14 protein-coding genes and 2 pseudogenes are annotated in these 12,456 nt (G+C 57.8%); 4 read left to right on the top strand and 12 right to left on the bottom strand.

The window, feature by feature from the left end; all coding sequences use genetic code 11:
* Positions 1 to 54: 54 nt before the first annotated feature.
* From ACOYO3_RS00850 to aat, 10 genes and pseudogenes are all read right to left on the bottom strand, one after another.
* Positions 55 to 816 (bottom strand): electron transfer flavoprotein subunit beta/FixA family protein, encoded by a 762-nt coding sequence (locus ACOYO3_RS00850; protein WP_002516253.1) that lies wholly within the window; start codon positions 814 to 816, stop codon positions 55 to 57.
* A gap of 108 nt (positions 817 to 924) precedes the next feature.
* Positions 925 to 2,091, bottom strand: a complete 1,167-nt coding sequence (locus tag ACOYO3_RS00845) for a CaiB/BaiF CoA transferase family protein (protein WP_002516351.1) — start codon at positions 2,089 to 2,091, stop codon at positions 925 to 927.
* A 37-nt stretch (positions 2,092 to 2,128) separates the two neighbouring features.
* The gene (locus ACOYO3_RS00840; RefSeq protein WP_002514161.1) at positions 2,129 to 3,277 is read right to left on the bottom strand and encodes an acyl-CoA dehydrogenase family protein; all 1,149 of its coding nucleotides are present in this window, start codon (positions 3,275 to 3,277) and stop codon (positions 2,129 to 2,131) included.
* 225 nt (positions 3,278 to 3,502) lie between these two features.
* Entirely contained in the window at positions 3,503 to 4,261 is a 759-nt protein-coding gene (locus ACOYO3_RS00835; RefSeq protein ID WP_002519730.1) for an IclR family transcriptional regulator, read from the bottom strand.
* A 119-nt stretch (positions 4,262 to 4,380) separates the two neighbouring features.
* Positions 4,381 to 5,631, bottom strand: a pseudogene (locus ACOYO3_RS00830) (DUF4921 family protein).
* Between the two features lie 71 nt (positions 5,632 to 5,702).
* Positions 5,703 to 6,977 (bottom strand): serine--tRNA ligase, encoded by a 1,275-nt coding sequence (gene serS, locus ACOYO3_RS00825; protein ID WP_427305712.1) that lies wholly within the window; start codon positions 6,975 to 6,977, stop codon positions 5,703 to 5,705.
* An 86-nt stretch (positions 6,978 to 7,063) separates the two neighbouring features.
* A complete protein-coding gene (locus ACOYO3_RS00820; protein WP_002516363.1) occupies positions 7,064 to 7,882 on the bottom strand; it encodes a DUF2382 domain-containing protein in 819 nt (272 codons plus the stop codon).
* A gap of 270 nt (positions 7,883 to 8,152) precedes the next feature.
* Positions 8,153 to 8,350: a hypothetical protein gene (locus ACOYO3_RS00815; protein ID WP_002516368.1), complete on the bottom strand. Its 198-nt coding sequence runs from the start codon at positions 8,348 to 8,350 to the stop codon at positions 8,153 to 8,155.
* Positions 8,257 to 8,568 (bottom strand): annotated as a pseudogene (locus ACOYO3_RS00810) (hypothetical protein); the annotation flags it as partial. The pseudogene ACOYO3_RS00810 and the gene ACOYO3_RS00815, both read right to left, overlap by 94 nt.
* Before the next feature lie 28 nt (positions 8,569 to 8,596).
* Positions 8,597 to 9,328, bottom strand: a complete 732-nt coding sequence (gene aat, locus ACOYO3_RS00805; RefSeq protein ID WP_002518151.1) for a leucyl/phenylalanyl-tRNA--protein transferase — start codon at positions 9,326 to 9,328, stop codon at positions 8,597 to 8,599.
* Between the two features lie 440 nt (positions 9,329 to 9,768).
* Here aat and ACOYO3_RS00800 point away from each other — a divergent pair, with 440 nt between their 5' ends.
* From ACOYO3_RS00800 to ACOYO3_RS00790, 3 genes are read left to right on the top strand one after another with little or no spacing between them, the layout of a single operon-like run.
* Complete coding sequence (locus tag ACOYO3_RS00800) at positions 9,769 to 10,029, top strand: hypothetical protein (RefSeq protein ID WP_002518495.1); 261 nt, start codon at positions 9,769 to 9,771, stop codon at positions 10,027 to 10,029.
* A complete protein-coding gene (locus ACOYO3_RS00795) occupies positions 9,992 to 10,126 on the top strand; it encodes a hypothetical protein (protein ID WP_002516443.1) in 135 nt (44 codons plus the stop codon). Before ACOYO3_RS00800 ends, ACOYO3_RS00795 begins: the two co-directional genes overlap by 38 nt.
* 45 nt (positions 10,127 to 10,171) lie before the next feature.
* Positions 10,172 to 10,546, top strand: coding sequence for a siderophore-interacting protein (locus tag ACOYO3_RS00790; protein ID WP_002516463.1), 375 nt, complete (start codon positions 10,172 to 10,174; stop codon positions 10,544 to 10,546).
* A gap of 52 nt (positions 10,547 to 10,598) precedes the next feature.
* On the opposite strand, the gene ACOYO3_RS00785 is transcribed toward ACOYO3_RS00790, so the two are convergent.
* Together ACOYO3_RS00785 and ACOYO3_RS00780 are read right to left on the bottom strand one after the other, a co-directional pair.
* Positions 10,599 to 11,453: an undecaprenyl-diphosphate phosphatase gene (locus tag ACOYO3_RS00785; RefSeq protein ID WP_002516473.1), complete on the bottom strand. Its 855-nt coding sequence runs from the start codon at positions 11,451 to 11,453 to the stop codon at positions 10,599 to 10,601.
* Between the two features lie 211 nt (positions 11,454 to 11,664).
* Positions 11,665 to 12,183 (bottom strand): ferritin, encoded by a 519-nt coding sequence (locus tag ACOYO3_RS00780; protein ID WP_002516445.1) that lies wholly within the window; start codon positions 12,181 to 12,183, stop codon positions 11,665 to 11,667.
* An 11-nt stretch (positions 12,184 to 12,194) separates the two neighbouring features.
* Here ACOYO3_RS00780 and ACOYO3_RS00775 point away from each other — a divergent pair, with 11 nt between their 5' ends.
* Entirely contained in the window at positions 12,195 to 12,425 is a 231-nt protein-coding gene (locus ACOYO3_RS00775) for a hypothetical protein (protein WP_002516437.1), read from the top strand.
* Positions 12,426 to 12,456: the final 31 nt, after the last annotated feature.

Raw genomic sequence — 12,456 nt, 5'->3', positions numbered from 1 at the left:
TGACAATCCAACTCGTCGACATCAAGACTCCCTTTCACGCCTGTTTAATTCTTGTCAAATGACCGATGCATCACGGAGTGCAGCAACAAGTTGGGCAGCAGCACCATCCCCACTGAACACTTGATGCTTCCGCTCCTTCACCGGAGCTGGCCCACGCGAGACAACATTCACCGTTGCCCGCGAAAGATCCAACTCGGAGCACTTCACATCCTCCATCGGCTTCTTCGCCGCCTTAAGAATGTCCTTCATTCCCGGCGCTTTCGGAGTCGTCGCATCTGGAGTGGTGGCAATAACCGCAGCACCATCCGTGCGGACAACACGGCTACCACCGTCGTAGTTTTGCGTAATTTGCCAACCCGTTCCAGAAGGCTCGACGTGCGTGACTTCCAGGAAAGTAGGAAGTCCGAGGCGAGCTCCAACAAGTGCAGGCATCAATTGCGCACCCTCGTCAACAGACGCATCTCCAGTAACGACTAAAGTGACACCCCCGATTCGTTGGATGAGAGCCGCGAGCGCGCCCGCAACCTGGACGCTCGACCATTCACTCGTCTTGTCGTCCCCCAAGGTCATAACTCGATCCAGACCACGAGCCAAGACGTTTTTCTTCTCCTTGGCAGCAGTCGCTGCGACCGTTCCAACACTGACACCCACAAGTTCGGTACCAGAAACATCGGCCGCCTCTCTGGCAACCTGAATCGCGGCCGGATCATAGTCACTGATGCCGAGTTTCCCGCGGGACCAATCGATCCTCCCATCTGGTTCTACACGTGCGTCCTGCGGATTAGCGGCTACTTTATATGCCACAGCAATTGTCATGGGTTTTCCCTTCTGGCCGACACATAATATCGGTCCGATTTGGTCATCAGTCACTTAGCGGATGGCAGACAGAACTCCCGCGAACTTCACGTACTCCACGTCAGACATTCATTTGTCGTCATTCGCCGATCGGCCCCATTCAGCGGCGACGGCTCCTGCTGTCTGTTCACCCAAACGCGGCGACGACTCCGAGGACACCTCCAGATTGCCGCACCCGAAGTCCGCCGGAAATCGTAGGTACGGCATCTTTCCGAGCTCCGGGTGTGTGAAGTGACCGAGCGAATGGCGCGCAACCACATGCTCACTTTCAAGCGCCTCTTTGAGATCCCAGATGGGTGCAGCAGGGACACCTGCTTCCTCGGTCTTCCGCAACAGTTCGGCAACGGTCATCGTCTGCGTCCACCCGGACACCAACTGCGTGAGCTCTTGTCGTTTATTCGCGCGGTTCATATCACCGAGATAGGCATCGTTGGCACCAAGGTCCGGCCTTCCCATGAGGTCGGCCAAGCGTGCCCAAATTCGATCGTTTGCCACTGCCAAGGCAACCAGTCCGTCCTTAGCAGGGTAGGTGTCGAATGGAACCGAAACCGGATGACGATTTCCGATTCGTCCCGGCAATTTTCCATCGGCAAGAAGGAGACTCAGATTAGTCACCTGCAACGCAAGCAAAGAATTGAACATTGAAACGTCGACAGTACGACCGACCCCAGTACGCTCACGCTCATACAGTGCTGCACAAATCGCCCATCCGGCGAAAATCCCTGAAACGACGTCACCCAGTGATTCACCAACGCGTGTCGGCTTTCCTCCTTCAGGACCCGTGGCAGCCATGATTCCGCTCATCGCCTGTACAATGAGATCATACGCGGGACGATTTCGGAACGGCCCCTCTTGACCGAAACCCGAAATGCTGGCGTATATTATTCGCGGATTGGTTTTATGTACACTTTCCGCATCCACTCCCAAACGCTTCGTGACTCCAGGTCGAAAGTTTTCTAACACGACGTCTGCATGCTCAACGAGCTTCATGAAACGCTCATGGTCCTTGGGATCTTTGAAATTCAGGACGACGCTCCGTTTACCATGGTTCAATTCAGCGAAGTATACGCTCTCCTCGCCCTTGAAAGGTCCCAAATGACGCGCGTCATCACCATTCGGTGCCTCGACTTTGACCACATCAGCACCTAGATCTGCAAGGAAAGCACCGCAGTACGGGCCTGCCAGGACACGCGAGAGATCGAGAACTTTGACTCCCTCGAGCACACCTTTGGACACGATCAAGTTCCTTTCTTACTCATCCCGGACACAGACGTCAGCGTGACCGGTTAAACAGCTGACGCGCGATAACGATCCGTTGGATCTGGTTCGTGCCCTCGTAGATCTGTGTCACCTTGGCGTCTCGGAACATCCGCTCGACAGCAGAATCCTTGGAATAGCCGATGCCACCGAGCAGCTGGACTGCATCTGTGCACACTGCCATCGCTGTGTCGGAAGCGAAACATTTGGCCGCCGCGCCGAAGTAACTCACATCGTCAGTCTGGCGCCCACTACGATCAGCTGCAGAGTATGTCAGCGCTCGCGCCGCCTCCAAACGCATTGCCATGTCTGCGAGCATGAATTGGATTCCCTCAAAATTGGATAGTGGCTGGCCAAACTGCTTGCGCTTCTGGACGTAATCCGTGGCAATGTCTAAAGCTCCCTGGGCAATTCCCACTGCTTGAGCAGCAATCGAGACACGAGAGTTGTCAAGCGTACCCAAAGCAACACTCAGACCGTGCCCTCGACGGCCAATTACTCGTTCCTTGGGGATACGCGTATTCTTGAAAACCACTTCCCTGGTAACTGACCCGCGTATCCCCATTTTGTGCTCCGGAGCCCCGTAGCTAATGCCCGGGTCATCTGCATGGACCATCAACGCGCTGATTCTGTGGCGCGGATCGTCTGGGTCAGTAACCGCAAATACCACCAGGTACTTGGCCTCGCCAGCCTCCGTGACCCAAGCCTTGACACCGTTCAGGACGAAACTGTCCCCATCTTCGTCGGCTCGACACTTTAGTGCAGCTGGATCTGATCCAGCATCAGCCTCGGAGAGCGCATATCCGAAAAGCGCCTTACCCGACGCAACTTCAGAAAGATAACGTTTCCTCTGCTCCTCGCTACCGTATTTGAGAAGGGGGACGGTACCAAGCTCATTGGACGATATGACGGTGGACGACGACGCACAGACTCGAGCGACCTCTTCCATGATTATTGCGGACGCAATCGCATCCGCACCGTCGCCACCATACTGCTCTGGGATTCCAGGAGCCGCGAAACCCGCCTCAACGAGAGCATCATACTGCTGCTGCGCAAAAACTCCTTTATCGTCGACTTCTGCAGCGTTGGGAGCAAGCTGCGACTCAGCGAATTCTCGAACAAACTGGCGCAGCATTTCATGCTCTTCTGACAAGTGATACAGCATTCTGACTCCACATCATTATCGATCGCGCTTCCGGCTTCATTGCTTTCAGCAGTTCTCTTACAAAAAGCAAGATACTAAGCAGCATCGAAAGCACGCAATACTGTGACACCGTCAGCTGTTTCACATAAGAAATAGTCAGTTCCAGATGAGAAACACCGCCACAATTTAGTGACAAATCTGACGCAATTTCTTGTACAGTGTGATCTTTATATCAATTTCGGCAGCTCAGCGCGCACCCAGTCGATACTGGATCGCTCGAGCAGCCGCGAAGAGATGGCCAAGGAGCGCCTGATCGAGCTGGCTGCTCTCAAGCGCCGTTCTGTACGTCGTGGCAAGCGAAGCCAACGGATAGCCCGAGACATCTACAACTGGGACAGCCAGAGTCGACCATCCGACCGTCACCGAATCGATTTCGCGCGCCCACCCGCGTTTTCGTGTTTCAGCGAGCATCGCATGAAGCTCAGTAGTCGACGTCGGCGAATTTGAATGACCAGCCGACAATTCGGCCGAACTCGGGTACAGCGCATCCACCTGGGTCCATGACAGGCAGGACAGCATCGCCCTCCCGCTCGCAGTAATTTCAGCCGGGAGCCGAACCCCGACCTCAGTTATGAGTGAGGGGGTATGAATGCCCCGCTGCTCCACAACGTATATGACTTCAGATCCTCGAAGTAATGCAAGGTGAATACTCGAATGGGTTTCGTCCACAAGATGGTCGATAATCGGGAGACTCACGCGGCGCAACGGCTCCTGCCGTTGGTACGCAGCGGCCAACTCGTAGGCCGCTGGGCCAAGCGAATACCTACCCAACTCTGAATCATGGACGGCGTAGCCCTCGCTCACGAGCGCAGCAAGTATTCGGTACGTCGTAGTTCTCGGAATGCCCAGCCGCCGCGCCAAGGCACTTGCATATTGTGGCTCAACGTGCTCAGACAAAGCACCCAACACCTCAAGTGCCGTAATTGTTGACCGGCTGGGTTCCATGAACACAGGCTAGCTACTTCCCCACCTGGTCTCGATGTGGGTCCCATGATCACTGCGCGCAGTGCTAGTGATCCATGCACAATCGAGTATGAGCTCGGGCACTAAACTACGCCTACCTCTCACCTCTCCCGGGTCACGGCTAGCACTCCCCTGGGGATCTCGCATTCATCCCCCAAGTTCATCGCCGCGATTCGCCCAGCTGCCCGCGCCTCAAACAACTTCGGCAACAGCATGGCGGCCAACGTCGTCGGTGAGATGGTATTGACGTAAATCTTCGTCCCGCCCTCAAATCCGGCCAGGGTCGAGGTTCTCAGCTTAAGGATGATCCGCCACGGTACCGGCACTCCCGTACCCATCGGGCGGTAATGCCACTCCTCATTGGCAGGCACATCGTCGCTGACGGCTACGTGCGCGGCATGCAGGAGATCTGAAACGGCGTCGATTCCCTCATCGTCAACCCGCCAGGGCTGATCAACCCGGCTCGTCGACCACACCTCCACCGACGGGTAGCGATGCCCGAATCCAACCGTCATGACGGCGCCGTCATTGCAGGCCAGCACTAGACCATGCTCTACCGCAAAGTCGGGTCCCCACCGATTAAAAATGCCCGGGTCGAGGACAGCCTTCGGCAGCACCGACTCATTATCGGCACCGACCTAGTCAATTGCCACCACCTGCTTATGCAAGTGATCGAAAGAAGCCCCAGCCGGCTTAAGCCAGTTCTGGAAAACCACCACATATCGCACATGTTCGTTGTGACGATGCAGCTGAGCCATTGAATCGACGGTCAGCGCCATGAACGCCCGATGCTCGTTGACGGAAAGACTCGCCGATCCAGCAATGTCGGCGGTTGTCGTGCCCTCATCGGTGTAATGGCGACGAGCGACGATGACGTCATGTCCGCCGGCAAAGAAGGCTGCGGAAGCCTCGCGTAGTTCTTGGGGACCGAGGTCCTCGGCGCGCCGGTCTGACCCCACCGCCTTGAACTTGGCGTTAAGGCCCGACCTCACGTGAGCCTCCCCTGACGGGTTAGACAGGTATTCCTCCTGCCAGTCCCGCGCTGCCCGAGGCAAGCTCATCCCCCAGTTGAGCTGCCAATACCGCCACGACAGGATCTCGAAAAGATTGGGGACGCGTCGAAACTCCGGCACCGTCGCGTCGAGTCGGTCAGCCGGAACGCAACGGATGAGATCATGGCCGCGCACCAGGCCGCCCGCCCGCTTCACCAGCCGGGTCTTCTCCGGCGGCGTAGACAAATAATTATCGGGACAGAACACGCACGCGGCACGACGGTCATGGTCGGCCAATTCCCGAGTTTGCTCGGCTGGCTTACCCAGTGGCCGCGCACCGCGGCCCGGAACCGTCCACACTTTCGTTCCAGTAAACGGGTTAACCTGCTTAATCGTGCCGTCGGGCAGCTCCCGGTAGTACGGGTCGTCGTTCACTTCACAGGCTCAATGAACTCACGCCCACCCAGATAAGGACGCAGTGCCTCGGGTATGCGCACCGAGCCATCAGCCTGCTGGTGGTTCTCCAACAGCATGATGATGATGCGAGTCATCGCGCATAAGGTGCCATTGAGAGTGGCCAGGGGTTCAACGCCGTCAGGTCCGCGATGGCGAATAGACAGGCGCCGGGCCTGGAAGGTAGTGCAGTTCGACGTCGAGGTGATCTCACGATAGCGGTTCTGGGTTGGCAGCCAGCCATAACAATCGAACTTGCGGGCAGCAGACAGGCCCAAGTCACCGGAAGCAACGTCGAGCACCTGGAACGGGATTTGTAGCGCGGTAATGAAGTCCTTCTCGAAACTCAGCAACTTCTCATGCCAGGCCTCAGCCTCCTGCGGTAGGCAATAAACGAACATCTCGACTTTGTCGAACCAATGAACGCGAAAGATACCGCGGGTGTCCTTGCCATACGAGCCAGCCTCGCGTCGGTAGCATGGAGAAAAGGCGACGTAGCGTTTGGGCAACTCGGCATCGTCGAGAATCTCGTCAAAATGGAAAGCTGCTAGAGCCACCTCGGAAGTTCCGACAAGGTACTGGTCATCCTTGGGTAAGTAGTAAACGTCATCGGCAGCTTGACCGAGGAATCCGGTACCCTCCATAGCCGACGGCTTGACGAGGGCCGGCGGGATCATGGGGGTGAATCCCCACTGAGCCGCTTTAGACATCGCTAGGTTGAGCAGCGCGAATTCCAACTGAGCGCCAACGCCGGTGAGGACGTAGAACCGGGATCCAGAAATCTTTGTGCCGCGCTCCATATCGATAGCGCCGAGGGCTTCACCGATCTCGAGGTGATCCTTAGGCTCGAACCCTTCAGCGGCAAAATCGCGGGGAGTTCCGACGGTTTCCTTGATGACACCTTCATCCTCACCACCAGCAGGAACCCCGTCAATAACGATATTGCCGAGAGTCTTGGCAAGCTCGGTAAACTTGGCATCTGCCTCGTCCGCGGCTTTCTTGAGGTCAGCAACCTCACCGGAAATCGTCTTAGTACGGGACAGCAACTCCGCCTTCTCGTCACCGGATGCTTTAGCGATTCGCTTGCCGAGTCCCTTCTGTTCTGCACGCAGGTTCTCATGGGCAGCAATAGCCTCACGACGAGCCTCATCTGCGGCGACAACGTCGTCCACAACCGAGGAGTCCTCGCCGCGGGCGGCCTGGGAGCGACGAACGGCGTCCGGATCCGTTCGCAGGAGCTTGGGATCGATCATGTGACCGATCCTACCGGCCTAATGGCATCCCGACGCAGACAGAGGCCCAGGCCGTAGGAATCTGGGCCTCACCCGTCGTCAGTGCATCACTTGGTGTGCTTGGCGTTATCGATGTCGATCTGCTCCTTGGCAACCTTGCCGGACACGGTCTCGGTGTCCTGCACGGCCTCCTTACCAATCTTGATCTTCTCGACGCCGACAGTCTCCTTATTGACGACCGGGCGCTCCTCATGGGTCACGATGTCCTGGGTGCCCTCGGAAAGCTTGGCATCGTCAGCGGCGACCTTTTCGTCAAGGGGAACGCGCTCGACGTGGATCTCCTCACGCTCAACCGGAACCTCCACGGTCTCAGTGTCGTGAACGACGTGCTTGCGGATACGCATGCGTCCACTCTCGACTCGCTCCTTGCCCACGTTGAGGCGCTCCTCGTGGCGGACGACCGAACCATCCCCGGCGACCGGGGACTTCTGATCAGCCGTGGTCTGAGCCTTGGTATCAGCGGCAGATTCGGTGCCGGCAACCTTCTGACCAGCAACACCCTGGTTCGTGTTTGTATCGGCGGCCTTCGAGTCCGAAGCGAAAGTGTCGGAGTAGTAACGGTAAAGCTCGTCAGTCTCGTCCTCAGAGAGGTGACCGTCGGGGTCAACGTTCGGGGCATCCTTCACCTTGTCCTTGGTGTAGGGAGCGCGGATCTGGTCGCCTGAGGTCTCCAGGCCCTTGAAGGGGACGAAGGTCTCATTGCGTCCGAAAAGCCCAGTCTTGACAGTCACCCAAGCCGGCTGGCCTGAGGCGTCATCGAGGTAAACCTGACCGATCTCGCCGATCTTGTTACCGGACTGGTCAACAACACTGCGGTCGTAAAGAGCGTCGATAGTAGCGTTCGTAGGCGTCTTGTCGTTCGTCATTCTTATGTCCCTTCGTTTTGATTTCTACCAAATCCCGCCGGGGAACCGAACGGGCTCGGTTGATGTGTTCAACGATACGGACCGGGGAGTCACACACAAACCATCCTGACGACCGACTTCTACAGAATTCTCCAAACCCTTGTTCCGACAACCTAACCGTGGTAAGGTGCGCGACTCCCGGGAAGGCGAGACCGTCATTATTTTCCAGCGACCTGGGCAATCTACTCCTCGGCCGCGACATAGTCCTCATCACTGAAAGCACGGACCGCGCTAGGTCCTTCTAGCGAGGTAAAACCCCTTGTGAAGACACTTTTGATAGAACCTAAGAAAGATCATCATTCGGCTGCTTCGATACAACCCTTTCAGCGCATCAGCTATCCTCTCGTCCTCGACGTGGCCGATGGCATCGATAGAGAAGCAGTACCCACCGAGGCGGTCCTTCGTAGGACGGAACGCAATTCTCGACATATTAATTTTCCGGAAAGTGAAATGTTGCAAGATTTCCAGCAAGGTACCCGGATGGTCACTCGAGGGAACGATGACAACAGCGGTTCGATCATCGCCGTTCGAGCCATCATCTGACCACCTCTTGCAACCAGAACGAATCGCGTTATGGCGTCACGATTATCGGCAATTTTCTGTGCCGCAGCTGTGAGCCCATATATCGTTTCCGCGACCTCTGTGCATACTGCAAGTTTCGAAACCGCGACTCCGCTAGTTGGTCATTTTTCGCAATCGCTCGAGTAGGTGACCGCCATTCCACGCTGGGTCATCTAGACTCGTCCACTGTGGGCTCGGACGCTCAAGGGCGTCGGAAAGAAGGGCAAGGTACTCAGCGCGGTCCACATCGATGACGCCAAGTCTGGCCAAATGTGGAGTGCTCCACTGCACGTCAAGGAGACCAGGGCCAAGTTCGCAGACCAACCTCATCAGAGCCGTCTTGGAGGCATCACGGCCATACTCCGGGTCGTGAAACATAGACTCACCACTGAAAAATCCCCCAACACTAACGCCGTAGAGGCCTCCTACCAGACGGCCTTGCGCGTTCCACGTCTCAACTGAATGGGCCCACCCGCGATCATGGAGGTACCGGTAAACTTCCATAACCCGATCGCCAATCCAGGCATAGGGGCGCGTCGGGTCTGCACACCGCGTGATGACCTCATCAAAGGCGCGGTCGACGGACGTCGTGTGGTGTTTGGTCGTTTTGCGCAGGCTGCGGGCGACCTTGAGCTGGCCGGGTAGCAGGATGCCGCGGCGCATGGGAGACCACCACGCCGTCGCACCTCGGAGTTCCCGCGGCACCTCATCGCCGGTAATGGGCATAGGGAAGACACCTTCGTGGAGGGCCGCCAACACTAGGTGCGGACTGAGCACTCCCGTAATCGCGATAAGGTCGTCGTCAGGCCATTGATCCGGGTCTCCGAAAAGTTCTGGAACCGTCACTGGCCTGACCTCCTGAGTTCGCTGCCGGTCTATTGTCCACCCGGCGGCAACATATCAGCGCCTACGTGAGGTTTCCCCTCACGCCTCGCCTGCTCTCGTACCCCCTTTTCCACTCCCGACGAACACCGCTCTGCTACCCGGCGATTTTTGTCAGCCAACGTCACGGCCAGGCACTCCAGTGCCCTTTCCCCGGCTGTGCTGACATTTTTCGCACCACACCTCAGTCGGCGCCATCGCCGCCCCTATGGGGACTCAGGTAGCTGGATTCAGAAACGACATTGGTTGAAATTACATCCATGTGAGTTGTCCCCAGTTGGTGGATAACCCTGTGGATAACTCCTGAGGAGACTTGTTTCGGACCCTCGGGTACCCCTCCCCCAGCAAGGACCTCCGCCCATTTAAAAACTCAACCGTTTCGTAATTGCTGTAACCTGGCCCCCATGGCCAAAACCCAATGTCTCGCACGGATCCGCGAGGTCCGCCATGACATCCCCCATGTCATTTCGATCGACTTCGAGCCTTGCGGTATGCCATCCATCACCTCGGTCGACGAGCACGTCAAAATCGTCCTGCCATCTGATGGCTCTGACTTGCGCCAACCCGTCCGTGACGATGCAGCACTGCCGTTTCTACGCACATACACCCGGCGCAGGTGGTTCGAGGATGGGTCGTGGGGCATTGACGTCCTGGTTTGGCCCTGAGTCCGGAACCGAAGCCCATCGTGGGCCCGGCACCCAGTGGTCCCAGGCCGTCCAGCCGGGAGATCAAGTCGCGGTTCGTGGACCGGGAGGTCACTGACAGACGCCCGACGACATCTGCCACCTGCTCGCCGTCGCCGACGCGGTGGCCCTCCCCGCGGTCGCGAATACCCTTGCCACCCTACCGATATCGGCCCGAGCGACCATCGTTCGCGTCAACAGCCACCACGATTACCCCCTTCCCCTAACCGACCGCGTCACCGTCGTGACGGCGCCTCGCGACCCCGACGGGATCGTCGCCACCGTCCAAGGCCTAGACCTTCCCCAGAACACCCACGCCTTCGTTCACGGAGAGGCCGCCATGGTCCGTCCGATGCGCCGCCACCTGCGGCTAGAACGTGGGTTGCCCAGGGACCGCATTCACCCGTCGGCCTACTGGTTCGCTGGTCGCGACGCTGACGGTTGGCGCGCAATAAAGCAGGACTTCAACCGCTCCATGGACGCCGAGTCGGGAGACTAAAACGGTCCACCTGGGGCATTCCCTGCTCACACCAAGCTTGTCGCATTTCAGGTCAGGCGGTGACGACGTTGGACAGAATCAGACCAATTATGATGAGCCCCACGACGACGCGGTACCACATGAACCCAGTGAACTTATTCGACGAGACGAACTTCAGCAGCCACGCGATGGAAACGTAGGCCACGATGAGGGAGACCACGGTCGCCAGAATCGTCGGCCCCCAACCGATCGCGACAGCACCACCTTGAGCGATGGAAATGTCACTAGCGGCGGAGACCGACTCGTAAATCCCGGCCGCAACCAGCGCCGGAATGCCCATGAAGAATGAGAGTCGGGTGGCTGTGGCACGGTCGAACTTGCGGAACAAACCGGCAGAAATCGTCGCACCCGAACGGGAGATACCAGGAAAGAGCGGGGCCAGAGCCTGGAAACACCCGATAACAATGGCGTCGACGATGCCAATCTCTTTCATGCCCCTGTTGAGGCCCAACTGACGATCGCCCAACCACATCACACCGCTCCAGAGGATAAGAGCAATGGCAACCACCCACAGAGAGCTCAGCGTGGTCTCGATGGCGTCCTTGAATACCAGCCCTACGACGCCCACCGGAATCGAGCCCAGGATGATTCCCCAGCCGAGGGTGTAGTCCGGGTCGTCACGGTCTTCTTTGTGGGCCAGACCCTTGCACCATGCGACGACGATGCGCACGATGTCAGACCAGAAATACAGAATGGCGGCAATGATCGCACCAACCTGAATGATCGCGGTGAAGGCAGTGATCCCGGCACCCTGGATGTCGTACCCCAGCAGCTTCTCCACGATACGCAGATGTCCGGTGCTGGAAACAGGCAGGAACTCGGTGATGCCCTCGACTATGCCGAGGATGATGGCGTGCAGCCAGTTCACGGATGAAAACCTCTCGATTGGGGGGCCGTGCGGATGGGGGTCAGTGCACCCGGGCTCACACACTAGACGCTGAGAGCGACAACGTCCGCATCCCTGTCACCTCATATTGGCAGCCGTGACCGGGACCGGGTTCCCGTTCGTTACGCGCGCCACAACCGCACAGCGATCATGGCGCAGGCCGCGCATATCGTTTCCCGAAAGAGGTCTAACGTCACCCTTCGTTTTCGGTGGACTCCACGTTGCGGGAACCAAGCTCAGCGTCGAGACGGAGCAACCCCGGGCCGTCGTCCCCAATGAGTTCAATGCGACCGACGATTTCGTCAACAGTCGCCTCTTCCTCGATCTGCTCATTGATGAACCACTGCAACAGCGGAATCGCGTCGATATCACCAGCTGAGGTGCAGGCACGGTAGAGCTCGCGAATAGCCTCAGACACCTTTTCCTCGTGGGCCAGAGCAGCCTGGAAGATCTCGAGCGCAGAGAGGCCGACTTCAACCTCAGGGGCCTCGATAGTGCCGATACGCGGATGGCTACCGCGATCGAGGGTGTGATCAATGAACTTGTTGGCGTGAACGATCTCCTCGTCAGCCTGATGGCGTAGCCATGCAGCCATCCCGGAAAGATCCTGTGCGTCGGCCTCGATAGCCAACTGGCGGTAGGTCATGTCGGCAGTGAGTTCGAGGGTGATCTGATCGTTGAAAGCTTTGAGGATGTCATCGGACATGTTCATGTTTCAATGTTATGTGGGCGATCCAAGCGCAGACCGGTGACCGGCGGATGGGTGTCGAAAAAAGTCACCTCGGGTCGCGCCGCATCATCTCAGTGACCCTTCTTTACTCGAGGCGACGTTTTTCGCATTTATTCACCCTCGCCCTGGCCACGAGTCCCCAGCTCGGCGCCGAAGGCCTTCAAGGCTGGGTCATCCGCACCCGCTTAATGATTTCCCGCGGCCATGGATTCCTCACCGCCTAGGCCCGCACCCAGGCGGCGATGCCCGGGATAG

Source organism: Cutibacterium sp. KBN10P07758 (assembly GCF_050286205.1).
GTDB lineage: Bacteria > Actinomycetota > Actinomycetes > Propionibacteriales > Propionibacteriaceae > Cutibacterium > Cutibacterium acnes.
The sequence above is the reverse complement of the archived record's forward strand: the minus strand, read 5'-3'. Positions and strand labels throughout refer to the sequence as shown.